The 25719-nt window shown below is 34.8% G+C and carries 25 protein-coding genes; 5 read left to right on the top strand and 20 right to left on the bottom strand.

The window, feature by feature from the left end; translation table 11 throughout:
• Positions 1–10 precede the first annotated feature (10 nt).
• From BUB45_RS00195 to BUB45_RS00165, 7 genes are all read right to left on the bottom strand, one after another.
• A complete protein-coding gene (locus BUB45_RS00195; protein ID WP_073004019.1) occupies positions 11–1153 on the bottom strand; it encodes an acyl-CoA dehydrogenase family protein in 1143 nt (380 codons plus the stop codon).
• Positions 1154–1209: 56 nt separating this feature from the next.
• Positions 1210–1839 carry a TetR/AcrR family transcriptional regulator gene (locus BUB45_RS00190; protein WP_073004017.1) on the bottom strand — a complete coding sequence of 210 codons (630 nt, stop codon included), beginning with the start codon at positions 1837–1839 and terminating at the stop codon, positions 1210–1212.
• 243 nt (positions 1840–2082) lie between these two features.
• Positions 2083–4536, bottom strand: coding sequence for a DNA topoisomerase IV subunit A (gene parC, locus BUB45_RS00185; RefSeq protein WP_073004015.1), 2454 nt, complete (start codon positions 4534–4536; stop codon positions 2083–2085).
• Positions 4537–4555: 19 nt separating this feature from the next.
• The gene (parE, locus tag BUB45_RS00180) at positions 4556–6514 is read right to left on the bottom strand and encodes a DNA topoisomerase IV subunit B (RefSeq protein WP_073004013.1); all 1959 of its coding nucleotides are present in this window, start codon (positions 6512–6514) and stop codon (positions 4556–4558) included.
• Between the two features lie 570 nt (positions 6515–7084).
• Positions 7085–7501, bottom strand: coding sequence for a CoA-binding protein (locus tag BUB45_RS00175; protein ID WP_073004012.1), 417 nt, complete (start codon positions 7499–7501; stop codon positions 7085–7087).
• A 154-nt stretch (positions 7502–7655) separates the two neighbouring features.
• Complete coding sequence (locus tag BUB45_RS00170) at positions 7656–9179, bottom strand: ABC transporter permease/substrate-binding protein (protein WP_073004010.1); 1524 nt, start codon at positions 9177–9179, stop codon at positions 7656–7658.
• Entirely contained in the window at positions 9172–10239 is a 1068-nt protein-coding gene (locus BUB45_RS00165; protein ID WP_073004008.1) for an ABC transporter ATP-binding protein, read from the bottom strand. The genes BUB45_RS00170 and BUB45_RS00165 overlap by 8 nt, the downstream gene beginning before the upstream one ends.
• Positions 10240–10822: 583 nt before the next feature.
• Here BUB45_RS00165 and plsY point away from each other — a divergent pair.
• The 4 genes from plsY (at position 10823) to BUB45_RS00145 (ending at position 13254) form a co-directional block, all read left to right on the top strand.
• Positions 10823–11404 carry a glycerol-3-phosphate 1-O-acyltransferase PlsY gene (gene plsY, locus BUB45_RS00160; protein WP_073004006.1) on the top strand — a complete coding sequence of 194 codons (582 nt, stop codon included), beginning with the start codon at positions 10823–10825 and terminating at the stop codon, positions 11402–11404.
• A gap of 360 nt (positions 11405–11764) precedes the next feature.
• A complete protein-coding gene (gene folE2 / locus BUB45_RS00155) occupies positions 11765–12697 on the top strand; it encodes a GTP cyclohydrolase FolE2 (protein WP_073004004.1) in 933 nt (310 codons plus the stop codon).
• Positions 12698–12714: 17 nt separating this feature from the next.
• Positions 12715–12939, top strand: coding sequence for a membrane protein insertion efficiency factor YidD (yidD, locus tag BUB45_RS00150; RefSeq protein ID WP_073004003.1), 225 nt, complete (start codon positions 12715–12717; stop codon positions 12937–12939).
• Between the two features lie 15 nt (positions 12940–12954).
• Entirely contained in the window at positions 12955–13254 is a 300-nt protein-coding gene (locus tag BUB45_RS00145; protein ID WP_073004001.1) for a HesB/YadR/YfhF family protein, read from the top strand.
• 111 nt (positions 13255–13365) lie between these two features.
• Here BUB45_RS00145 and BUB45_RS00140 read toward each other — a convergent pair whose 3' ends face one another.
• From BUB45_RS00140 to BUB45_RS00110, 7 genes are all read right to left on the bottom strand, one after another.
• The gene (locus tag BUB45_RS00140; RefSeq protein ID WP_073004000.1) at positions 13366–13668 is read right to left on the bottom strand and encodes a hypothetical protein; all 303 of its coding nucleotides are present in this window, start codon (positions 13666–13668) and stop codon (positions 13366–13368) included.
• Positions 13652–14095: an acyl-CoA thioesterase gene (locus BUB45_RS00135; RefSeq protein ID WP_073003998.1), complete on the bottom strand. Its 444-nt coding sequence runs from the start codon at positions 14093–14095 to the stop codon at positions 13652–13654. Before BUB45_RS00135 ends, BUB45_RS00140 begins: the two co-directional genes overlap by 17 nt.
• Positions 14096–14403: 308 nt before the next feature.
• Positions 14404–14628 carry a small acid-soluble spore protein Tlp gene (gene tlp, locus BUB45_RS00130; RefSeq protein WP_073003996.1) on the bottom strand — a complete coding sequence of 75 codons (225 nt, stop codon included), beginning with the start codon at positions 14626–14628 and terminating at the stop codon, positions 14404–14406.
• A 131-nt stretch (positions 14629–14759) separates the two neighbouring features.
• Positions 14760–14945 (bottom strand): FbpB family small basic protein, encoded by a 186-nt coding sequence (locus BUB45_RS00125; protein WP_073003994.1) that lies wholly within the window; start codon positions 14943–14945, stop codon positions 14760–14762.
• 88 nt (positions 14946–15033) lie between these two features.
• On the bottom strand, positions 15034–15621 hold the full coding sequence (locus BUB45_RS00120) for a TlpA disulfide reductase family protein (RefSeq protein WP_073003992.1): 588 nt from the start codon (positions 15619–15621) through the stop codon (positions 15034–15036).
• Positions 15622–16158: 537 nt separating this feature from the next.
• Complete coding sequence (acnA, locus tag BUB45_RS00115; protein ID WP_073003990.1) at positions 16159–18873, bottom strand: aconitate hydratase AcnA; 2715 nt, start codon at positions 18871–18873, stop codon at positions 16159–16161.
• A 254-nt stretch (positions 18874–19127) separates the two neighbouring features.
• On the bottom strand, positions 19128–20243 hold the full coding sequence (locus BUB45_RS00110; RefSeq protein WP_073003988.1) for an ATP-binding protein: 1116 nt from the start codon (positions 20241–20243) through the stop codon (positions 19128–19130).
• A 244-nt stretch (positions 20244–20487) separates the two neighbouring features.
• Here BUB45_RS00110 and BUB45_RS00105 point away from each other — a divergent pair, with 244 nt between their 5' ends.
• The gene (locus BUB45_RS00105) at positions 20488–20961 is read left to right on the top strand and encodes a DUF2621 family protein (RefSeq protein WP_073003986.1); all 474 of its coding nucleotides are present in this window, start codon (positions 20488–20490) and stop codon (positions 20959–20961) included.
• 268 nt (positions 20962–21229) lie between these two features.
• Here BUB45_RS00105 and BUB45_RS00100 read toward each other — a convergent pair whose 3' ends face one another.
• The 6 genes from BUB45_RS00100 to sirA form a co-directional block, all read right to left on the bottom strand.
• A complete protein-coding gene (locus tag BUB45_RS00100) occupies positions 21230–21712 on the bottom strand; it encodes a CcdC family protein (RefSeq protein WP_073004821.1) in 483 nt (160 codons plus the stop codon).
• Between the two features lie 128 nt (positions 21713–21840).
• Positions 21841–22179 (bottom strand): response regulator, encoded by a 339-nt coding sequence (locus BUB45_RS00095; RefSeq protein WP_073003984.1) that lies wholly within the window; start codon positions 22177–22179, stop codon positions 21841–21843.
• A 17-nt stretch (positions 22180–22196) separates the two neighbouring features.
• Complete coding sequence (locus tag BUB45_RS00090) at positions 22197–22625, bottom strand: Na(+)/H(+) antiporter subunit B (RefSeq protein ID WP_073003982.1); 429 nt, start codon at positions 22623–22625, stop codon at positions 22197–22199.
• A 63-nt stretch (positions 22626–22688) separates the two neighbouring features.
• Positions 22689–23393: a cytochrome c biogenesis CcdA family protein gene (locus tag BUB45_RS00085; protein WP_073003980.1), complete on the bottom strand. Its 705-nt coding sequence runs from the start codon at positions 23391–23393 to the stop codon at positions 22689–22691.
• 1402 nt (positions 23394–24795) lie between these two features.
• Positions 24796–25017, bottom strand: a complete 222-nt coding sequence (locus BUB45_RS00075; RefSeq protein WP_050352841.1) for a YneF family protein — start codon at positions 25015–25017, stop codon at positions 24796–24798.
• Positions 25018–25069: 52 nt separating this feature from the next.
• Complete coding sequence (sirA, locus tag BUB45_RS00070) at positions 25070–25516, bottom strand: sporulation inhibitor of replication protein SirA (protein ID WP_244527642.1); 447 nt, start codon at positions 25514–25516, stop codon at positions 25070–25072.
• Positions 25517–25719: the final 203 nt, after the last annotated feature.

The raw sequence follows: 25719 nt of genomic DNA, 5'->3' as shown, positions 1-25719 counted from the left end.
TTTTGATCCATTAACAACCTAAGTGTCTAGCAATAACTAAGCGTTGAATTTCTGAAGTACCCTCTCCGATTTCAAGTAATTTCGCATCGCGCAAATAGCGTTCTACTTCATATTCACGCATATATCCATAACCGCCATGAATCTGAATCGCTTGATTCGCTGAACGAAAAGCAGTTTCAGTAGCATATAACTTTGCATAAGCAGCTTCTTTCCCAAATGCTTTGTCTTTATCTTTTAACCAGGCAGCTTTATGTACCATATTTCTAGCTAACTCCACTTCCATTGCCATATCAGCTAACTTAAATTGAATCGCCTGAAAGTCGGATATAGATTTACCAAATTGTTTTCGTTCTTTTGCATAGGTTAGCGCTTTCTCCAATGATGCTTGAGCAATCCCTACACCCAGAGCAGCTATAGATATGCGGCCACCATCTAAAGTATATAGGAATTGTTTAAATCCTTTTTTTGGATTTCCTAATAGATTTTCTGTAGGAACGCGTACATTATCCAATACAACTTCAGCTGTATCTGATCCACGAACTCCCATTTTGTCATAACTGCTTGTAATCGTGAGCCCTTCTGTATGCGTAGGAACAATAATAGCAGAAATAATATTTTTCCCTCGATCATCTTTTCCTGTTACAGCGGTTACAATAATTGTTTTAGCGTAGCTTGCGTTTGTAATATAACATTTTTCTCCATTTATAACATATTCGTCACCTTCAACTACTGCTGTCGTCTTTGTTCCCCCAGCATCTGACCCAGCATTTGGTTCGGTTAAGCCAAACGCCCCTAATGCACTACCTTCAGCAAGTGGAACTAAATATTGTTGTTTTTGTGCTTCTGTACCAAAATAATAAATCGGACTAGCACCTAATGAAACTGCTGCTGCATAACTTAAGCCTGTGCTTCCACAAACGCGGCCAATTTCCTCCACTGCTAAAGCATATGAAATTGTATCTCCCCCAGAACCACCATATTTTTCAGGAAATGGGATCCCTAATAATCCCAGCTCGCCTATTTGTTTAAAAATATCAATTGGAAAAGAAGCTGTTTTATCAATTTCAATTGCTCGTGGTTTGATGACAGATTCAGCAAAATCCCGCACCATATTTTTCACCATTGTTTGTTCTTCGGTAAACGAAAAATTCATGAGCATCCCCCTTTGTTGGACTAGACCGACTGGTTGGTCTGTATTTGGCATTTCTTTTATCGAGAACTGTCGGAACCATAACGTCCTCTTTTTTCCTCACCTAATTCAATCTCTTTTGGTATGATAGATTGTAAAATAAGATCAATAAATATGTCGCTAATTTCATCAATTGTATTCTTCCCCGTAGGCTGATACCACTTATACGTCCAATTCACCATCCCTAAAATTGCCATTCCTGCTATTTCAACAGGTAAATCATCACGAAATTCTCCATCTGCTTGACCTTCAGCAATTGTATTAAAAATCAACTGTTTAAACTGGTCTCTTTTTTGTTTAATTAAAGATTCATATTCTGGCTTCAAATAGATACTTTCCTGATAAAAAACGGAAATATGCGGTTTATAAATATCAAATACTTTCACAAAATCCTTAATAATCGCTTGCAGCTTATCTGTTGGACAAGTATGACTGCTATTAGCAGCTTCCGCTTTTTCCAATACATAGCTAATAAATATATCATGAATGACGTAAAGCAATTCTTCCTTAGAAGTAAAATGATGATAAAACCCGCCTTTAGAAGTTTCTACATCCTTAACAATTTCATTTACCGTTACACCATGAAACCCTTTCTTTTCAAATAGCAGTAATGAAGATTGAATAATCTTTTCTCGTAAATCCGTCCTTATCCCTCCTTTTATTTGTATACGTTTACATTATCATAGTTAGCTGAAAATTTAAAGTGTTTATACGAATCAAATATAATTTTACTACTAATTATGAATGAGGAATACATCGAATTGAAACAATAGAAACATTTTATAAGTAATAAAAACAACTTAGAATTAAGTTTTTTAAAAAACCGAACCAGCGTTTACGATCTACTGGTTCGGTTTAGCTGTTATGTTCACAAAAAAATAAACGATGTACGGTTAAGTTTCGGATGATTTTGCAAATGGCTGCTCATATTGGACTTGCTTCCATGCATCGATAATTTCTCCATGAATATCAGCATCTATAATAAATGATCCGTTACTGTACCGATCACTATTGGATAGTTCTAATGGGAATACGTGATGCACTTCTTCATCTTTTGTTTTAAATTGAATTGTATCTTGTTCGTTAATGAGAAAGAAGCCTCGTATCCGATGTGGCTTACTTTTCAGTTCACGAAGCATTTGTAAACCTCTTTTAGCTCGACTTGTTTTCTCAAACATATTTAACTTCATCCGCTTGCAAGCGCCGCGCTGCGTTAAAACGACTAAAGAAGCCTCTGATAAATCATCAAATACTTGCCCACTAACTACATGTTCATCATTTTTTAACTGCATTGCTTTTACTCCAGCAGCACGTTGCCCAACAACTGAAATTTCCGATTCATGATACCATAATCCATATCCTTTGTCTGAAGCAACAAATACATCTTGATTTCCATCTGTTAAATGGACATTGATTACTTCGTCACCATTTTTCAAGTTAAGTGCAATTAATGGCTTTGCATATCTTTGTGCTTCATAAAGATGGAATTGGCTTCTTTTGACCATGCCATTTTTAGTGAAAAACAATAAATAGCAACGTTCATCAAATTGACGTATAGGTAAACATTCAATTACTTTTTCTTCTTTTTCTAAGGTTACAATATTAGATAAATGCTGTCCAATATCTTTCCAGCGAATATCCGGTAACTCATGTACAGGTAAATAGATATACCTACCTTTATTTGTGAACAAGAGAACTTTATCCGTTGTATTTAGTTCTATCAAGCGAATTAGATGATCTTCTTCTTTCATAGCGAAATCTTCCCCGTTGGAAGCACTATAAGAACGTAAACTCGTCCGTTTTATATAACCGTCTCTCGTCACTGACAGTAGTACATCTTCACTTGCAACCATCACTTCAATATCAATTTTCAGTTCTTCAATCTCAGCTTCAATAACTGTTAAACGTGGCGTCGCATATGTCTTTTTTATTTTCCTTAGGTCTTTTTTAATTGTTTTTAAAAGTTCCTTTTCACTGCCTAAAATAAGCTCTAATTCCTTAATCCGTTCTTGTAAAGCATTTGCCTCTTGCTCTAATGAAGTAATATCTGTATTTGTTAATCTATATAACTGCAAAGTAACAATGGCTTCAGCTTGTGCTTCTGTAAAGGAATAGGTACTGATAAGGCGTTGCTTTGCATCCTGTTTATCTTTGGATGAACGGATCGTTTGGATAATTTCATCAAGCATAGAAATAGCTTTAATCAAACCTTCAACGATATGAGCGCGATCTTTCGCTTTTTTTAGATCAAAAGCTGTTTGCCTCGTTACGACTTCTTTTTGATGAGCAATATACGACTCTAATAATTGGTTTAACGATAATTGTTTGGGTGTTTTATCTTGTATAGCAACCATATTAAAATGATAAGTTACTTGTAAGTCTGTATTTTTAAATAAATAATTTAAAACACCTTCTGCATTTACGTCTTTTTTCAACTCAATTACAATTCGTAATCCTGTACGATCTGTCTCATCGCGAACTTCAGCAATCCCTTCTACTTTTCGGTCAATGCGTAATTCATCAATTTTCTTAACCATATTCGCTTTATTGACTTCATAAGGGATTTCATCAATAATAATCTGTTCACGGTTTCCCCGTAGGCTTTCAATTCTTGTTTTCCCACGAACTACAATTCTTCCACGACCTGTTTCATACGCTTTTTTTATTCCATCAAAACCTTGGATAATCCCTCCAGTAGGAAAATCAGGCCCTTTTATAACCTTCATTAATTCTTCCGTAGTAACAGTAGGTTTATCAATTTTAAGAATAACGGCATCTAACACCTCTGCTAAATTATGCGGTGGGATATCTGTTGCATATCCAGCAGAAATTCCGGTTGATCCATTTACGAGCAAATTAGGAAACTTTGCTGGTAAAACAACGGGTTCTGTATCGGTATCATCAAAATTAGAAATAAAATCAACGGTATCTTTATCAATATCTCTTAGTAGCTCAGAAGCGATGCTAGACAATCTCGCTTCCGTATAACGCATAGCAGCAGGTGGATCGCCATCAATACTTCCATTATTTCCATGCATTTCAACTAAAACGTTTCTTACTTTCCAATCTTGACTAAGTCGAACCATAGCCTCATAAACGGAGGAATCGCCATGTGGATGATAATTACCGATTACTGTACCTACTGTTTTTGCCGATTTTCGAAAATTTTTATCATGTGTATTTTTTTCTTCATGCATAGCATAAAGAATTCTACGTTGTACTGGTTTTAAACCATCTCTAGCATCAGGTAACGCTCTATCCTGAATAATATATTTACTATACCTTCCAAATCGATCGCCTATTACTTCTTCTAAGGGAAGGTCTAAAAATGTTCCTGATTGAGTCAAACCGAGCCCTCCTTAAAATTTATTCATCTGTATAAATTTTATCATTTTCTAAAATATTGGAATCATCATCCAAACCGAATTCAACATTGCCTTCAATCCATTTTCTTCGTGGTTCTACTTTATCCCCCATTAATGTTGTTACTCTACGTTCAGCACGAGCTAAATCATCAATAGTAACACGAATTAACGTTCGGGATTCAGGGTTCATAGTCGTCTCCCAAAGTTGATCTGCATTCATTTCTCCTAAACCTTTATAGCGTTGTAATGAATAGCCATTTTTAAATTCTTTAGCGACTCGTTTCATTTCTTGTTCATCCCACGCATAGGCTACTTGTCTCTTTTTTCCTTTCCCTTTAGCAATTTGATATAAAGGGGGAAGTGCAATATAGACTTTTCCAGCTTCTACAAGTGGGCGCATATAGCGATAAAAAAATGTGAGCAATAAAACTTGAATATGTGCTCCATCCGTGTCTGCGTCAGTCATAATAATAACTTTATCATATTGAACATCCTCTAAATCGAAGTCACCGCCTACACCAGCACCAATTGTATGGATAATCGTTGAGATTTCTTCATTCTTAAAAACATCTTCCAATTTAGCTTTTTCTGTATTAATTACTTTCCCCCGTAACGGAAGTACTGCTTGAAACTTGCGGTCTCTTCCTTGCTTAGCAGAGCCTCCTGCTGAATCTCCCTCTACAAGGTATAATTCATTTCGTTTTGCATTTTTTGATTGAGCAGGAGTAAGCTTTCCGCTAAGCAGAGTTTCTCTCTTTTTTCGCTTTTTTCCTGTTCTCGCTTCTTCCCTTGCTTTTCGAGCTGCCTCCCTCGCTTCCTTTGCTTTTATCGCTTTTTTAATGAGCAAATTGGCGATATCTGGGTTCTCTTCAAGGAAAAAAGTCAATTTTGAAGAAACAACGGCATCTACTACAGATCTTGCTTCAGGAGTACCTAATTTCCCTTTCGTCTGACCTTCAAATTGTAATTTATCTTCAGGCACACGTACCGAGACAATGGATGTAAATCCTTCACGTATATCTGTACCTTCTAGATTTTTATCTTTTTCTTTTAACAGTTCTGTCCGCTTTGCATAATCGTTAAATGTTCTTGTAATTGCCGTTCGCGCCCCAGATTCATGCGTTCCACCATCTTTCGTACGAACATGATTAACAAACGACAGCATACTCTCTGCAAAGCCATCATTAAACTGAAACGCAAAATCAACCTCAATACCTTGTTGTTCACCTTCAAAAGCTACAACCGGATGAAGTGTATCCTTTTCCTCATTTAAATAATTTACAAACGCTTTTAACCCATCTGGAAATTGGTATTTCTCTACTTGATGATATCTTACATCATGTAATTCAATAGTTAGACCTTTTAATAAAAAAGCTGCTTCTCGTAAACGCTCTGATAGAGTCTCAAAATCATAAACTGTAGAAGTAAAAATAGTAGGGTCAGGTTTAAAATGAATAATCGAACCAGTTAGCTTTGTTGTTCCTTTTTTCTCCAAAGTCCCAACAGGTTTACCTCCATTTTCAAATCGCTGAAAATATTTATGCCCATCTCGATGAATCGTTACTTCAAGCCATTCCGACAAAGCATTTACTACCGAAGCACCAACTCCATGTAAACCCCCGCTTGTTTTATAACCGCCTTGCCCGAATTTACCTCCTGCATGTAAAATCGTAAAAATAACTTCAGGAGTTGGTTTTCCTGAACGATGCATGCCTGTAGGAATTCCTCGTCCATAATCTGTTACGGAAATGCTATTATCCTTATGTATCATTACTTTAATGACATCCCCAAACCCAGCCAAAGCCTCATCTACCGCATTATCTACTATTTCAAACACAAGATGATGCAGTCCTCGAAGATCTGTACTTCCAATATACATTCCAGGTCGTTTTCGTACAGCCTCAAGGCCTTCTAGAACTTGAATCGAGTCATCGCTATATGAATTAGCTTGTTTTGTCACGCCGTACCTGCTCCTTTCATTACTGTATGTATTATATTAGAACGAACGTTTGCATATGTAAAGAAGAAAGAAGTTACTGCACTGGTAAAGAACCTTTTCTTACTATAAACAGCACACTTCTATTGTAATTAGAGAAAAGCGTTAAATTTCAATTTGAACATATCTATAAGTTTATTGCTCCATAATAAAAGTGGGGAAAACTTCTCTTATTTTAATGTAACGGTCAATTCGTTGCTATGAAGCATTCATAATTTTAACTGCATTCCATCTTCCTATTTTAAGCCCCGTTACTTATTATACTATAGAGACAAGTTGCTCATATTGCAAGAATGACTCTCATTTAAACATGCGAAATCGCTGTCCCTTTCAATCATTGACGAGGTTTTTGTCCCACTCGTTAATATAAAATAAGTATATATTAAAATGCTATGGAGAGAGATTAATCCCCTTATTCTTCCTTTACTTTTAAGTTGTGCGATCATCTTTAGAGAACAAAGCCTTTTCTCACCTATGTAAAAAATTAAACAAACAAAAGGATGACATATTGTTGTCACCCTTTTGTTCTACCTATTATTTTACCAACACAGCATGGACTACTTTAATACATAAATCCATAATAACAGTAAAGTCATGATGCTTTAAGTAATAATATGCTTCTTCATTAACAATACCTTGTTGAGCCCAAAAAACCCTACAATTTGTTTTTACAGCTTGTTGTGCAATTTCTGGTAAAAATTCTGGTTTGCGAAACACATTAATAATATCTATCGAATCAGGTACTTCTGACAACGACGTATAGGCTTTTTCCCCAAGCACTTCCTCTACAGTGGGGTTTACAGGAATAATTTTATACCCTTCTTGTTGCATAATCTTAGCAATTTGGTAAGATGTTCGTTCTGGATTATTTGATAATCCAACAACGGCAATTGTTTTAGCTGTAGCTAGAATCTGCTTCAGTTCTTCATTTGTTGGGTTTTCCCAAGTCATATAATGACCTCCTTCATTTTATCCCAAAATAAGGTGCTATAAGATTCCTGCTGAGACGAGAAATGAAGAGGTAACAGCACCTAAATGGTCTTCTTTGTAAGCATTCTTTAAGTCACACCTTAGCGATGCAGACGATTAGGCGAGAGCCTTCCCGTTATTGTAATAATCCCTGATCTGTTAAAAAATCTTTAGCAACTTTTTCAGGTGACTGATCTTCATAGTCCACAAGATAATTCATTTCCCTCATTTGTTGATCCGTTATTTTACCTCCAAGCTGATTTAAAACTCGCTCTAGTCCAGGGTGTTTTTCTAACGTATCGTTACGTAAAAGAGGTGCTCCTTGATAAGGAGGAAATAAACTTTTCGTATCTTCTAAAGCAACTAAACCAAGCTCTTCCATGTAACTATCTGTTGCATATGCATCAATGAGATCAACTTCACCGGATGTTATGGCTTCCTGTCGCAAACCAGGATCCATTGTGTTAACATCTGCAATGTCCAGCTCATAAACATCCTGCATTCCAACATACCCATCGTATCTGTCCTTAAATTCCAATGTAAATCCTGCAATCAACTGTTCTTCTACTTGTTTAATGTCTTCCATTGTTTGCAAGTTGTATTGATCAGCTATTTCTTTTGTCGTTGCAACGGTGTACGTATTATTATAATCCATCGGCTGTAAATATGCCATATCAAATGCCTCTTCCATTCCATCTTTGGCTTGTTGATACACTTCTAGTTCATTTTGGCTAGTTGTCTCTTCTTCTAAATGAGTAACAATGGCTGTTCCTGTAAATTCAGGATAAACATCAATACTCCCTTGTTCCAATGCCTCAAACACAAATGCTGTTTTTCCAAGATTTGGCTTTAGGGTAACGTTTAAATTCATTTCCTCTTCTATTAAGAGCTTGTACATATTCATTAAAATAGTAGGCTCAGCCCCTAATTTTCCACCGATCACGATGTCTTCCTTTTCTTCCATTTGGATAACGAATGGAGCGATAACAATACATATAGCAAGTAGTAACATAACTAACAACGTTTTAATGCCTGCTTTCTTAGAAACTCGTTCAAACCACCGTAAAATGACATCGAGTACAATTGCAAGTAAAGCGGCAGGTATAGCTCCTAATAAAATTAGATTAACATCAGCTCCACGGTCTAAGCCTAATAGAATAATTTCTCCTAAACCGCCAGCGCCAATTAAAGCGGCTAATGTAGTTGTTCCAACAATTAAAACCATAGATGTCCGAACTCCTGCCATTAATACTGGCATCGCAATAGGTAATTCAACTTTTATTAACCGCTTATAAGAATTCATCCCCATGCCTGTTGCTGCTTCAATATAAGCTTGATCTACTTCTTTAATCCCAGTATAACTATTTCGTAAAATTGGCAGTAAACCGTAAGCAGTTAAAGCGATAACAGCTGGTAGCGTCCCAATACCGAAAAAAGGAATTAAAAATGCTAACACCGCTAAACTTGGAATAGTCTGTAAAATAGCTGTAAGACCTATGACCGGTTCAGCTATTTTAGGATATCTTGTTAACAAGAGCCCTAAAGGAACAGCGATTAAAATAGCGATGATTAAAGCAATAAGTGATATTTGTAAATGCTCCCAAATGGTTTCAGCAAGCAATCCTTGTCGGTTTTGAAATGCATTTACAAACTCATTCATCTTCTGATCCCCCTGCAAACAGGGACTGATCTTTTAAATACGCAACCGTATCTCTAAATTGAAACACTCCAACAAGTTTATTTTCTTTTACTATTGGAAAGAAATCTTGGTCTACTTCTTCTGTCACATGGACCACCTCTGATAAAGGAAGATTATGTTGTAGTTGTACGCCTTCCATCTTCCTACCTTGTTTCACCATACCAACATAATTATTATTTTCATCCGCTATTATATATAGTAGGTTAGGGTCATATTCTCCTTGTTTCAAAGCAGTTCGGCTTAATATATGTTTTCTTGCAGAAGAAGCAATTGTTTCCACAGGTGTGTCCCAAGGTGACTGACTTTTACCAGTGAATTCTTTTACAAATGTAGTTTTCGGGTGACGTACGAGATTGTCTGGTGTATCAAACTGTACAATTTTCCCTTCATTCATTAAACAAACACGATCCCCTAATGCCATTGCTTCTTTTATATCATGGGTAACAAACAAAATGGTTTTTTTCACTTCTTGTTGTAATCTTTGGATATCTGTTTGTAATTGCTGCCTACTGATCGGATCTAAGGCACTAAATGGCTCATCCATCAATATAATATCCGGATCACCTGCCAAAGCACGAATAACTCCAATACGCTGTTGCTGACCACCAGAAAGTTCGGCTGGCAGTTTTTTCTTATACATGGATGGGTCAAGACCGACCATCTCTAATAGTTCCTTAGATCGATTTTGAATTCGTCGTCGATCCCATTTTTTTAATTCAGGAACAACTGCGATATTTTCTTCTATGGTCATATGAGGAAATAAAGCTATTTCTTGTAGTACGTAACCAATATTCCACCGTAACTGGTCAATTGGAAATGCGCTAATATTTTCTCCTTTTATATAGATGTCACCTGAAGTTGGTTCCATTAGTCGATTAACCATTTTAATTGTTGTTGTTTTACCACAACCACTTGGGCCAATTAAAGTAATAAATTCTCCTTTTTCGACTTGGAAAGAAATATCTTTTACAGCTTCTGTTCCATCTAGATATGCTTTGTAAACTTGGTTAAATTCAATCATAACAAGCCTCCATATATGTATTAACTATGATCTACGTTCAGTTAGAAGGGTTCCGCTTTCTTAGCTAGATTTTTTTTCGTCAAGTCTTATTAGCTAAAAGTTCGGTTTCTGCCTAGTTGTAAACTGGTTATAATTATTGTAGTATGAATGCTGTCATCTTTTAAAGCGAGCCTCAAACACAAACAATACCATATTCTAGTAAACAATCATAGGATTCTTTAATTAACAATTTCAATGCTTATGTAATACCCCTTATACAAAACGAAGAAACCTAGTATATGAATTAACTGTTCTTAATTTATAAACTTCATGCTAAAATAAAGAACAGCACTAATATATTTTGTAAGTTGCATGGTATTCATCAGAAGCCCTATCATATACTTCGTTGTAATAATCGTAGTGCGGTAAAATCTTCAATTTGTTTAGTAGCCTAATCGTATACTCTAAACGAATATGGGATTTAGGTACTGTTATCTCTACTGATACTTGTTTAGTCATATCTTCTGAGTTTTGAGGTTGGAATCATGCAGCACTATACATCCGAAATAAATAACATCATATACGGAAAGTAGGGAAATAAAATATGGAATTTGTTCTGTTTGCTTTTATAGCCTATTTACTTGGTTCAATCCCTTCAGCGCTTATCGTTGGTAAGGTTGGATATAACAAAGATGTACGACAACATGGAAGTGGAAATTTAGGAGCAACCAACACCTTTCGTGTATTAGGTATAAAAGCTGGAATCATTGTAACTTTAGCTGACATTTTAAAAGGGACTGCAGCAACACTCATCCCCCTAATATTTGACGCTGATGTACACAGACTTATTATTGGACTGTTCGCCGTTATTGGCCACACGTACCCGATTTTTGCTAAAATGAAAGGTGGAAAAGCGGTTGCAACGTCTGCAGGAATCATTTTAGGTATTAATCCACTATTATTTTTATTGATGATATCAACTTTCATTATTAGCTTGTATATTTCTAAATATGTGTCGCTTTCCTCCATTATTACTGGAGTCATAACAGTTATTCTTTCTTTTGTTTTTCAAAATACAGGATTAATTATCGTTACATCACTATTAACTATTTTCGTGATATATAGACATCGGGAAAATTTAAAGCGAATAAAGAACAAAACAGAGCCAAAAATTACGTGGATGTAGCTACATAACATGATTATCTAATGCACTATACTTTGTTACAATTCATAACGAGAAAACTATAGCTAGAACTTGAAAAAATAACGTTTCTTTGTAGTTACTTTGAAAAATGCATTTTATTTTGTTTAAAAGACTTTAGCATGTCATTACTGTTTATGCAAAAGTTATCGTTTTTTATCATAGCATATTTTTGTAAAACTTAGATGATGCCCTTGCTTTATTGAGACATAAAGGAGGGCATTTACTTACTTTTAATTAAACTTGTTGCAGCAAAAAAACTCTTAATAAGAAATAGAACCTAAAAATTGATTATCATTACGTCGTAACGTATACTTTAACAATATAGAGAAAGGGGGCAATATGATGAAACATCAGGCAAAGGCTCTTCCAGTAAAACAATTACCTTCTAAAGAAAAGCGCCATCAACTATTTGGTTCTGTAAAGCCTGCCCCAAAAACAAAACCTGTTGATAAAATGCATATGGCGGATTTACAGAATACAAAAAAAGATTTTTTATTTGATCTAGATGCGGTTGGGGTTACAAAGGTAAAACACCCTATTTTGATATATAGTTTCATGCCACCGTACACACAAACAAGTGTCGCAGAATTCACATTCACTTCCAGCTTAAAACAAACGAACAAAGGCACAAACATGAGTCGCTTTATTGAACAATTAGCAAGTTACCAAAAAAATGGGTTCTCTACGGACCTAGAATTATTAAAAAAATTCACAAAAGATATGGCCAAAAGAGTTGAACAACAAGATGCAACAATAGAAGTAAGCTTTCCTTGGTTTTTTGAAAGACAAGCCCCTGACACAAGTCTTATTGGCTTAAATCACGCTAATGCGAGTATTAAAATGGAATACCATGAAACAAAAGGATTCCATATTCAATTATCTTTAGGTGTATCCATTACTACACTATGCCCTTGCTCTAAAGAAATAAGTGAATATAGCGCTCATAACCAGCGTGGTAATGTTACAATGGAAATAAGAGTTAGTGATGATTATCAAGAAGAAGATCTTGATTGGAAAAAAGTCTTGCTTGAGGCAGCAGAAAGTAACGCAAGCGCTCGATTACATCCTATCTTAAAACGAACGGATGAAAAATTTGTTACAGAACAAGCATATGAAAATCCGCGTTTTGTCGAAGATATGGTTCGTTTAATAGCTGCTGATTTATATGAAACGCCATTTATTGAAAAGTTTAAAGTAACTTGCCAAAATGAAGAATCTATTCATATGCACGATGCGATTGCTGAAATCACTTATGATAAGACCAAGGGTATTTGAGATAAAGAAGGGTTATTATGAAATATATCTTTATCGGTTTGATAAAATTTTACCGTACTGCTATCAGTCCTTTTAAACCGCCGAGTTGCCGATTTTTCCCTACTTGCTCTGAATATGGACTCGAAGCCTACAAACGATTTGGTGTTGTTAAAGGTACCTATCTAACAGTAAAGCGAATTAGCAAATGTCACCCTTTTCATCCAGGTGGCATTGATCTGGTACCTGAAAAGAACAAGAAATGAAAAGGAGCTGTCACCATGGATATACAGATAAGTAAAGAAGCAGCGAAATGGTATAAGAATGAGTTAGATTTAGAAAACAATGACAACTACATTCGCTTTTTTGTCAGATATGGAGGATTTGGAGGTAATATTCCAGGTTTTTCACTAGGTGTAAGTAAGGATGCACCTGAGGAGGTACATGCTGCTAAAGAAATAGACAACATTACTTTTTATGTCGAAGAAAAAGATGCATGGTACTTTGAAGATAATGATTTAAAAATTAAGTTTAGCAGAAAAAAACAAGAACCAGAAATTTCTTATGAAAAAAGAGCTTAGATTATAAGCTCTTTTTTCATACTTTAAAGAAAAACAGAAAGTCACTTATTTCCAATTTTTTAACATGCGAGTGTTGAAGACTTTCTATGCAATTGTAGCTGTTTTAAAGTACTATAGTAATTGGAATCGTTCTATTTGGTCCCACTCGCCTTCTTTTTCCAATATGTATCTTTGCTTTTCTCCAAATAAATCAAAGTGCGGAAAATCAGCCTTTTGATCGATCCAATCTGGCTGTAAATGGTACTTCTTTCCCCAAGCAATTAATTTTTGTATATCTTTGCAACCTGCTTTCGTTACTGTTGTACATTTTGGGAAACGATGATCCAACCAAAAATGGGTTAAAAAAGCAATTTCTCCTGCCCTTACTTTTTGCTTCCAATACTGTAATTCTTGACGACTAATGCCGAATGCCACTTTCTTTTTCTCCTTCTAGTTGACTTTTATATGCTTGATGCCAGATTGGAAAGGTCTTCTTCAGCGATAGCGGACGAAACGTGTGCTTATTCACAATAACATGTTCCGTTGTCCCATTAACAGCAACTTCTCCTTGCCCATTCAATATGCGATAACCATAGACTGTACGTATGCCATTATAAGATTTTAGCCACGTTTCAACAGTTACTTTTTCCCCGTAACGAATTGGGTGTTTAAATTGAATGTTTGCGTTAGTGACAGGTGAAACGATTTGATGTGCTTCCATTTCTGTATATTGTAACCCTAATGATTCAATAAATTTCGTTCTTCCAATTTCAAACCACACTAAATAATTAGCATGATATACAACTCCCATTTGATCTGTTTCTTGATAACGTACTTCGATTGGTGTTTTTATACTTGACAATGAAGGATTCCTCCTATTAAAAAACTATTTCTTTATATATAGCTTAACATATTTTTAAGAATCCATCTTTTAGCAAGTTTTAACGTATGTAACAAGGCTTAATATCAAGGGCACTATTTAGCATCAATCTACTTAGGTATTTCTACAAAGTGAATTTGTCATTTTTCATTTCTCACGCATTATCAAGTAGGATAAGGGTAATAAGGGTAGCGGGAACCATACAGCGTCTTACAAGTCGAGGTATTTTATTAGAATTCAAATTCCCCCCAAATACAACAATTCTGTACTTGGGGGAAAAGAAAGTAACATTAATTTTGGTCTTTATATTCATCTTTAATTTCTTGGCGCATACCTTCAATCGCTTGTTCTCTTCGTTTATTCTTTTCTTGAATAGCTTCTTTCTCCTCACCAGAAGAAAATTGCATGGTCTCATGTGATTTTTCAATATTTTGTATCGTATCTTGGACCATTTCTTGTAATTTCTCTACATTGTCACTTCGATCATCAGGTTTAGAACGATATTGATCTGACATATCTCTGACCTCTTTCTTATTTAATATTTCCGTTCGTTTATAGTTTACCTAGTTAAAATAGATCTATACCGTTCTTCCATTTTTTAAACTTAAAAGTCACGTAACCATTTAAAATGTGGTTACGTGACTTTTTATGCATTCTTCTGTTGAATATGCTTATGTTTTGCTTCTATTCTTTCTTCAATTTTTTCCATCAAACGTTTATCTTCTAAGATAGATTGGCGATTTTTCTGCAACAAATCATTAAATGTTTGGTTTTTTTTAAGAGAAATGGGAATCTCCTCCTTTTTAAAACAGGTTACCCATTTCAAAATCATTGTATACACCGAATTATTGATCTATTACAGCAATATATAGACGGGAATGAAGATATGAAGCTCAGACAGTTTTCCTCTGTCCTTAAGCCTACATATCTTCTACCGTTTTTTTCATAAATTGATAATCCATTGGCCCTGGGTGTATTTTGGCAATCTTTCCTTCCTCATCAATAAAATAAGTGGTTGGTACAGCTACAACCTTATAGGCACTTCTAACTTCCGCTTTTTCATCTAGAGGAATTGGGTATGTATAGTCATATTTCTCAATATAAGCAGCGACATCTTCCTTTTTACTTTCACTCTTTGTTAAATTGATAGCTACTACCTCTACTTCATCTTTAAAATGATCATAAAACTCTTGCATGGCGGGCATTTCCTCACGACAAGGAGGACACCATGTTGCCCAAAAATTTAGTATTACCTTTTTCCCTTGTAATTCTGAGAGTTGTAGTTTCTCTTCATCCAATGTATTTAGTGAAAAATCTGGAGCATTCTCTCCGACGTCAAGTGGATTTTTGACCGAAGAAATCATTCCACCTTCTGCCTCTGTATCTCCAGTTACGTTGTATGCATTATTTTTTGTTGCTTCCGATTCTTTCTTTTGCTGTACGTAATTATATAGCACACCGCCAGCTAAGGCAATAATGATTGAAATTCCTACTATCCTCTTTAACATAAAAATTTCCCCTTGTCCTTTTTCATATACATTATCTATCACTGGTTATATGCATTGTTTAACAATAACTATAATTAATAAAAACATAAATAATTGTATAGTCAACTAAAATCCATTTTAACATCTTTAGAATATAAAGACACGTGATAATTTGATACTACAGAAAAAATAAGAAATATTCATGTTCAACATATAAGCAAAACCACAGCGTTTTGTTTCTTAAGAACAAAGGTCCCAAGTGTCGTTTAGCACCTAGACAAATGGAACGAATCAAATAAAGATTTAGGAATTATGCCATTAAAACAGAGGGAGGTACTGATTTCGGGCGACTAGCCCGTTTTTAGTCGGCTTTTCTATTAACGACGAACCAATGATGATACTGCGATTCGTGAAGTCACCTCGTTTCTAGGTGATGGAGCCCAACGGGTGCACATTCGGTTATTTGGTGGTTACGCCATAGCATTAAATTATATGCTTTCTAATCTTTTAAAAAAGATCTCTGCCAATAAATAGGCAGAGATCTTCACTTGTTCTTTGTTAAATAACGCTTAACTTGCTACGTAACACCATTTGTAAAATACCGCCGTGTCTATAATAATCAATTTCTACATCACTGTCAAAGCGAGCAATAGCCTCAAATTCTACTTGTTTACCAGATTCATCAACTGCTGTTACTTTAACCAAATCATGAGGTTTTACACTTTCATCTACTGCCACATGATAGGTTTCCTTTCCAGTTAAACCAAATTTATCAGCGTTTTCTCCTTGCTTAAATTGTAAAGGAAGAACTCCCATCATAACCAAGTTTGACCGATGGATCCGCTCAAAGCTTTCAGCAATAACTGTTTTGATTCCTAATAAATTCGTTCCTTTTGCAGCCCAATCTCGAGAAGAGCCCATTCCATAGTCTTTACCTGCAATCACCATTAGACCAGTACCTTCTTCTTGATACTTCATGGCAGCATCATAGATTGGCATAACTTCTTCTGTTGGCCAATATGTTGTAAATCCACCTTCTGTTCCTGGTGCAATTAAGTTACGGATTCGAATATTTGCAAAGGTACCACGCATCATCACTTCATGATTTCCACGACGTGAACCATATGAGTTAAAATTACGAGGTGACACACCTTTATCCTGTAAATATTTTCCTGCCGGCATATCTTTTGCAATTGCTCCAGCTGGTGAAATATGATCTGTTGTAACAGAATCACCAAACTTCCCAACAACTCGCAAATTCTGTAAAGGTTCTACAGTACCAGGTTCTTTCGATAACCCTTCAAAAAATGGAGGATTTTGAATATACGTAGACTCACTATCCCACTCAAACAGTGGTTCATCTGTAGTATCAATTTGATTCCAACGCTCATTGGAACTAAATACATCTTCGTACTCTTTACGGAATATTTCTGGTTGGACAACTGCTTCTACTTGTTTTTTAATATCTTCCATAGAAGGCCAAATGTCACTCATGAATACTGGGTTTCCGTCTTTATCTGTTCCTAATGCATCTTTTTTCAAGTCAATATCCACTGTACCTGCAAGCGCATAAGCAACAACCAATGGCGGTGAAGCTAAATAGTTTGCTTTTACTAACGGATGAATACGTCCTTCGAAGTTACGATTTCCAGATAACACAGAAGCGACAGTCAAATCGTTTTCAATAATTGCTTGTTCGATTTCTTCACGTAGAGGGCCTGAGTTACCAATACATGTAGTACAACCATACCCAACTAAGTTAAAACCTAGTTTATCCAAGTATGGAGTTAGGCCTGCATCTTCCAAATACCGTGTAACTACTTTTGATCCAGGTGCAAGCGAAGTTTTTACATATTCCGGAACTTCTAGACCTTTTTCCACAGCATTTTTCGCAAGTAACCCTGCTCCTAACATTACATAAGGATTTGACGTATTCGTGCAAGATGTAATTGCAGCAATTGCAAGCGCACCTGTTTTCATTACAGAAGATTTCCCATTAGGATGTTCGACAACAGCTTCTTTATCAAATTCGGATTTATCCAATCCAAAACCTTGATTTCCAGCTGGTGCTGTTATTGCTTTATTAAACTCTTTCTTCATATTAGATAAAGAAATGAGATCTTGCGGACGTTTCGGCCCGGATAGATTTGGTTCTAATTCGGATAAATTAATTTCTACAATTTCTGTATACTTTGGATCTTCTTGATCCGGTGAGTACCAGAGGTTATTTAATTTACAGTATTTTTCTACAAGGTCAATCTGTTCTTGCGCCCTACCTGTCAATTTTAAATAATTTAATGATTCTTCATCAACTGGGAAGAATCCGCAAGTAGCACCATATTCTGGCGCCATGTTTGAGATCGTTGCTCGGTCAGCTAATGGCATATCTTGTAGACCTGGACCAAAATATTCTACAAATTTACCTACTACATTTTTTTCACGTAACACTTGTGTAACTTTTAATGCTAAATCGGTCGCTGTAGTGCCATTTGGAAAACTACCTGTAAATTTCACACCAATTACATCAGGTGCAGGAAAGTACGATGGTTGCCCAAGCATTCCTGCTTCTGCTTCAATACCTCCTACGCCCCATCCTAATACTCCTAGACCATTTATCATCGTAGTATGTGAATCTGTACCTACTAATGTATCAGGAAACGCTTCATATTCGCCATTGTCATCTTCTATACCATGAACAACATTAGCTATATATTCCAAGTTTACTTGGTGAACAATCCCGGTTGCAGGTGGAACTGCACGGTAATTATTAAATGCTTTTTGTGCCCAGTTTAAAAATTCATAACGCTCTGCATTTCGTTCAAATTCCAATTCCATATTAGCTTTTAGTGCATTCGCAGTACCATATTGGTCTACTTGTACAGAGTGATCAATAACTAAGTCTACCGGTACTTCAGGATTGATTTCTCCAGGTTCTCCTCCCATATCTACCATAGCCTTTCTTAGTGAAGCAAGATCGACTACGGCTGGGACACCAGTGAAATCTTGTAAAATAACACGGGATGGTTTGAAAGGCACATCTACCCCTTCGCCCTCTTTTGTCCCCCATTTTGCTAATCCTTCTACATGTTCGTCTTTAATTTGATGCCCATCTTGTTGACGAATTAAAGATTCTAAAAGCACACGTATTGAAAAAGGTAATCGTGCTACTTTTCCAAAACCAGCTTCTTCTAAAGCTTTTAGTTCATAATAATTGTACGTTTTGTCATTGAGTTTAAATTGCTTTTTTGCATTTAATGTATTGTTCTTCCCCATGTGTGTACCCCTTTCTTCTTCATGCTCGCCATACCAAAATACAGCGTTTGTTATTACATCTACAATATAAAACCTTTCACTGTCTCTATCTTATAAGAAAAACCAACATAAAACAAACCATTCAACCCTCTTAAGCTTATAGTAAAAAATTATGCATATCGATAAGAAATACTTATATAAAATAATATTATTCCAATTACTTGTTTATATGATCATTCTATGCTTTCAATTTTTATGCTCTGACTTATTTAAAATCATGCTGGTATTGGGAAGATAATCCTGAATGTGCTACCAATCTGTTCATTAGCTTTCACCTCTAAAAACGCTTGATGTCTTTCTAAAATTTGTTTTGTAATCATAAGTCCCAATCCTGTACCACTTTGTTTTGTAGTGAAAAAAGGCTCACCTAATTTATGTATTATTTCTTGCGGTATTCCAGGCCCTTCATCAATAATGCACACATCTACATGGGATTCGGAAGAACTAGTTACAATTCGAATGCTACCTCCTTGTTCCATAGCCTCAATAGCATTTTTAATTAAGTTAATTAATACTTGTTTAATCTGTGAACGATCACAGTAAATTTTATCTTTTTCTGAGCCACCATATTCAATAAAGATTCCTTTCATTTTCGCTTGAGGCCCAAGCAATACAATTACATCACGAATCATTGAATCAATTGATTCTAATTTCTTCGTTTCAGTTAATGGCTTAGAAATAAATAACAGCTCTGAGGTGATCGTTTCCATTTTTTCTATTTCTTCTATCATAATATTGTAATATTCTTCTTTCCGTACACCCGCTTGAAGTAACTGCAAGAAACCTTTTAAAGATGTTAGAGGGTTACGAATTTCGTGAGCAACACCTGCAGCCAATTGACCAGCTACAGACATTTTCTCTGATTGAATCATTATTTCTTCTACTTCTTTCTTATCTCGCTTATCAGCTATAATGGAAAGATAGTAAGTTCTGTCTGTATCTTTTTCTTTCATTTTAGTTAGTGTACAAGATGACCAAATGGCTTCTCCAGCACTATTTAAAACATTCAGTTGATAAAACCGCTTTAGCGCTGGAGAACGGTCACAATTTTCTTTAATATAGTCAATATCTTCTGTGGATACAAATGTATACCATGGTTTTCCGATTAATTGGGATGGATGATAGCCAAGAATACGCTCGACAGATTTGGAAGTATACACAAACAAACCGTCCTCATTCAAAACGGAAATAATATCATGGCAATTTTCTTCTATCCAAGTAAGCATAGATGTCGATAAAGACGACAATTGAAGATTATTCCTTTGTATCTGTTCCAGTTCAGCTAAATGAATAGTTTCATCGGTATTTCCTATCTCTTTTTCGTACCTCATCATATTTCCCCCTTCTTTTGCAAATATCAACAATTCCTTTCTGTTACATAATTATATGAATTCAATTTTAATAGTATGACGCTTGTTTCCATATATTTTTCAGCTTATAATGAAATTGACCGCGTATTTAAACATCCAATTATTAGTAATATTACTATAAGTGAATGAAAAAATAAATTAAATAGTTAAATATTTTGTCAAATTCTTGCGAAATTTTGGAAAAAAGAAGGGGAGGAGGAGGATGATGTCGGTTTTTGTTGATTACTTAATTATTTTTTGGGGCTTTTTTATGATTGCAATTATGGCTATTGGCGGTTACTTCATGTTTCGTAAATTTCTTAAACGATTGCCAAAGAAAGATGGAAAATCGACAATGGATTGGGAAACTTATTATGTAAATATAACAAAACATATGTGGGATGAAGAAGAAAAACAACTTTTAGAAGAATTGGTTTCTCCTGTTCCTGAACTATTCCGTGATGTTGCAAGACATAAGATTGTCGGCAAAGTTGGAGAAGTTGCTTTAGCAAAAAGCAAACAAAAAATTACGCAAGATGTATTAATTGAAGGGTATATAATTGCTACCCCCAAACGTGATCATAAATTTTTACGAAAAAAATTAGCTGAAAAAGAAATTGATACTGCACCTTATGAACCTTTCTTTCAACAATCCAATAATGATTACAATTCGGATTGGAAGAGAAAACATCAATTATAACCATATAAATTTATTTTAATGGTCTTGAAAAAAATTTATTATAATACTATCTGCAAATCTTTTATAATGCAAAAAACCGACTTATCCTTCATATAAAAAGTAAGATCGGTTTTTTGCATTATAGGAAAATATAAATTCTTTAGGGTTTATAGTAGAAGAAAAACTAGAGTTATCGTCATAAAGCTTTGGCAATAGCCAAGTCTTTTTAAAAATTTATTTGGAATTAGATTAATTAAATAAAAATAAAATCTATAGTAGTACCTTCTGATTAAAAATTATTTACTTTAGTGTTTAATTCCTTTTCCAACTGTAAATATTTATAAAGCATCGCTATGCGCCAAGTAAAAATCATCCCAAAAGCTAATAGGAAAAACATACCGCTTGTTTCACCAAAAGATATATGACTTCCTATAGCAAGCTTAACAACAATACGAAATAACAATAGACTAAATAGTATAAAAGCAAATGCTTTAGACGGAATTAAATAAATTGCTTGATTCCGTATTTGAAATTTGGATGTCTTAATTAAAAAAAAGGAGCATAGTACACCTACACTAAAAGCTTCTAAAACTTGATACCAACTAATTTGAAACATAGGAAACAAAAACATTAGCGCTCCAGTACTCATAAAAAGTGGTGGTAGAATGATTTTCTTAACAGAAGCCGGCCTTTTTGCTGCTTTTAATCGAAAAAAAATCATAGAAGTTGCCATAATAGCTGCCCCAACTGTACTTGTAATAAACCAAAACATGTGCAATTCACTTTCTCCCATCATAACCTAAATAATTTACTTGTTTACGTGTGACATGGAGAGGAAAAGTAATAGACGAATAAATAAAGCGTCACTTCAAAAATTATTTAATAATTAAGAAACAAGTGTCACGTGGAATATATGACACGCTCAAAGGTGTCGTGGACGCGATTATCGTCAAATGGCTTAACAATGAAATCCTTTGCACCAAGCTCTATCGCTTCAAAAACTACCTTTTGTTGCTCCATTGCCGAACACATAATTACGGAAGCTTTAGAGTCTAATTCAATAATCTTTTTCATAGCTTCAATACCGTTCATTACGGGCATTGTCAATTCTTGATATAGTCGTACAGCTTCTTTGCCGTTTTCTGCTTCTCCAACAATTTCATGATTTTTCTTTTTTAGAATCGAAGTGAGCGCAGTCCGCAAAAAATTAGCGTCATCGACTAAAAGTATTTTTGCCATGCCACATTTCCTCCTCACTACTCCGTATCATTAGCAATTGATAAAATAATCGTCATCATTACACCTACAACTGTTAAGTATACACCTAAATCAAAAATCATGGCTGTAGCTAACTCAATTTCTCCAAATATAGGAAAGTGAAAATAACCATAGGTTTGAGATAAAAAAGGCTGTTGAAAAAGAAAAGAACCAATACCTGTACCAACAGCGATTGCTAAGCCAACAGGAATTAATTTCACATAATTAATTGGTAACACCTTTCTTACTTCTTTAAACCCGTAGGACATATTCATTAATAGAATAGCACCAGCAGTCATAAGGCCTCCAACAAACCCACCACCAGGAGAATTGTGTCCAGCCAATAACAAATACACTGCAAAACCTAGTAGAATAAACGCAATTAAAGATGCAGTGGTTCGTAAAATAAGATCATTCGTTTTGTACATTTGTATTGCCCCTTTAATAGCAGTTATAGTTTTTATTGTAATATATCATAAGTTAAAAATCCATTAGAAGCCATAAAAACCAAATAATCCTGCTAAGTATGAAGTTAGCGCGGTCATCCAATCAAAAAACAAAGCGATCCCCATAAAAATCATGACATAGCCGCCGATTTTAACAAGTTTTAAACTGTGCTTTTTTATCCATTTTAATTTACCAATGAAAAATGATAGTACGAAGAAAGGTACCGAAAAACCAAGTATGTATCCAATCATCATCATCATACCGGTATTAGGCTCTGTGGCAGCTAATGATAATACGATCCCTAAAATTGGGCCAGTACATGGCGTCCATCCTAAGGAAAAGGCTAGACCGATAATAAACGTGCCAATAAATCCTGCTGGACGATTTTTAAAATTTATTTTTCGATCTTTCATTAAAAAATCAAAATTTAGTATACCAACAATAACTAACCCAAAAAACACGATCACAATAGCACCAATTTGCCGAATTATATCTTGGTACAAAAGTAAAAAATCAGATATACCCGAACTTACAAACCCCATCATAATAAATACGGCAGAAAATCCTAACAAGAAGAAAACCGTATGAAATATGCTTTTTGCATTCAGTTTTTTATTGTCCTCAGCTAACTCATTTACGCTCATACCTGTAATATAGGATAAAAATGCTGGATATAAAGGTAATACACACGGAGATATAAAGGAGAGAAAACCTGCTCCAAAAGCGATGAATACATTTATTTCCGTCAAAGGTATACCTCCTCTATTATTATTCAATGTGTCTATTGTATCAAACTAGCAATCGATGTCTAGCAAACATTTTTGACAATCAAGTGAAAACGTTTAAAAATCATAATTATTCATAAAGTTTTTAACCATTCTTCTATGAGCTTATAGATTACTCAAGCACCTGTATTACTTAATTATATAGACTCATCTGAAAGAATTTAGCAGAAAGGATGATGCTAATGATACCAATAAAACTTATTGTGCTTTAAATAACGCTGTTCTGCATCGCTTAAAAACTTTTTATAAATTACTATATTGTTTATTCATTCTCCTAAAGTAAAACTTCCATGAAACGAATCATTTGTTTAAACGTATTTTAGACAGTATAATTTCTCATAAGTATCAAATGTACTTGGACACTAAGAACACAATTTAATCAGGGAGGATTTAATATGAAAACTTTATTTTATTTGTTGATTTTTGCTATAGTGGTCTTCATCAATTTATACTCTCCATCACTTCGAAATTACGAGGAAGATATATCAGAAAACTTAAAGTACTTAAAAGGAAATCATATTTAATAAAATGTCAAAATAAACTTCACAAAGTTTTGCTCAGTGAGACCAGAAACTAAATACAAAATTAAAAAGGTTCTCTGTCAAAGGAACTGGTATGATATTTACGCCACCAACTTTTTGGTTAAAAGCTTGTTCTCCATAAAAAACACTTTTTATTAGGTCTCAAGAGGGACATACTCCGCTTCCCGTGAACAAACCCGCCCGATACTCCTCATAAAGCCTGCTGTGGGGTCTCAGTCGCCGTTTTTCACAGGAGTCTCCGTATATCTCTTCTGCTATGTGTATTTCAAACTAGCACCTTTTTTACCTGTTGCTGCCATAAAAGTTCATGCTTCAAATGTTCAAGTTTCTAGTACCAAGTGAATCTCGCTTCAAAACCCTTACCGTATTGTTCATAGTTTCTTTATAACGGAAGCATGAACGATTGTAAGATCCTTTATTCTCAACGTAAAAACGTTTTTCTTACGTAGTGTAAGCCTATGCATCCATATTGGAAAAACGTATATATTCCAACATTCCTCCAATTTCTTCTCATCACTTGTTTTTAATCGTTTATCTATTTCCCCCTTAAATTCTACTTCTTTTAAAAGAGGGGGGATAAGTGTATTTGTCCACGCTGCAGTAACTTCATTGCGTTGCGATTGAGATTGAGGACGACATTCTGTATAAAACCTATTAAAAACATAAAATAAAAAACCACCTTTTCTGCTTAATTTTTTACAGAAATAAGTGGTTTCAAGGAAAATCAACCCAAAATAATACTAAAAGTGTGCTAATAAACTTAATCAAAAGCACTTTTTTGATAATGAAGACCAACGTCTAAAACCACTGGCATATCAACGTTTTTATTTTCCGGACTGGTTGTTCATTGCACGCATCATTTGATTAATTTTCTTTTGGGAAGGTTTTTGACCCATTTGCATCATTAATGTTCGTAGCATTTGTTCATTAATCGGTGGATTCTTTTTCATGTAATTCATCATATATTTTCTTGCAAGAAAGAACCCAAGAGCAACACCAATAATTAACGCTGCTACAGCGATTAATACGACCCATATTGTGTCCATGTAAAGCTTTCCTCCTTCGTGTTGTCTCTTAAAACAGTATAGTAAATTAATACTAGGAATACATTGCCTCATTTTGTTCTGGTTGACTGTATTCCAAAATTGGTGTTATCCAACCGAAGTTTTGTATATTGTCGCCAACGACAAAAAGCAATGGTTGGTAACTACGTAATATTGGAAATAGTATTTCCTCAGCGATTTCTAACGTTTCACAATGAAATTTTAAATGTTTTTCACCAATATGTAAAGAAATGCACGCCTTCTTATTATATATACTAACCCTATGCTTGTCTATATTTACAAATAAATTAGCAGAATTAAAACGTTGAATCGTTAGCAAAATTCCTTTATAACAAATTGGATACGTAATGTAATCAAATTGTCTACGCAAATCAGAACGATTAGGTTGGGATTTCAATTCCATAAAAAACCGATATAGTAAGCTACTTTTATGGAAATAATTCTTAGCTACTTCCTCTGTCAAGTGGTATATAGAATACATGTGCATAGGTATAATCTCTCCGATCTTCCTACTATCATGCAGGATGTTATTAGATATACCTATTATACGTGTTATATATTAAAAATACTGTCAGGTTTTAAAGAAAATTACCACTTCTTTTGTCTGTCTTTGGCGATCACTATAATATATTCGATTAAGATAAAAATAAATGATTATTTACTAGAGTAAAAAAAGAATGACCC

Origin of the sequence: Virgibacillus chiguensis, assembly GCF_900129865.1 — a bacterium.
In the GTDB taxonomy this organism is placed as follows: Bacteria; Bacillota; Bacilli; order Bacillales; family Amphibacillaceae; genus Virgibacillus; species Virgibacillus chiguensis.
Note: the sequence above shows the minus strand (reverse complement) of the source record. Positions and strands in the feature narration are given on the sequence as shown.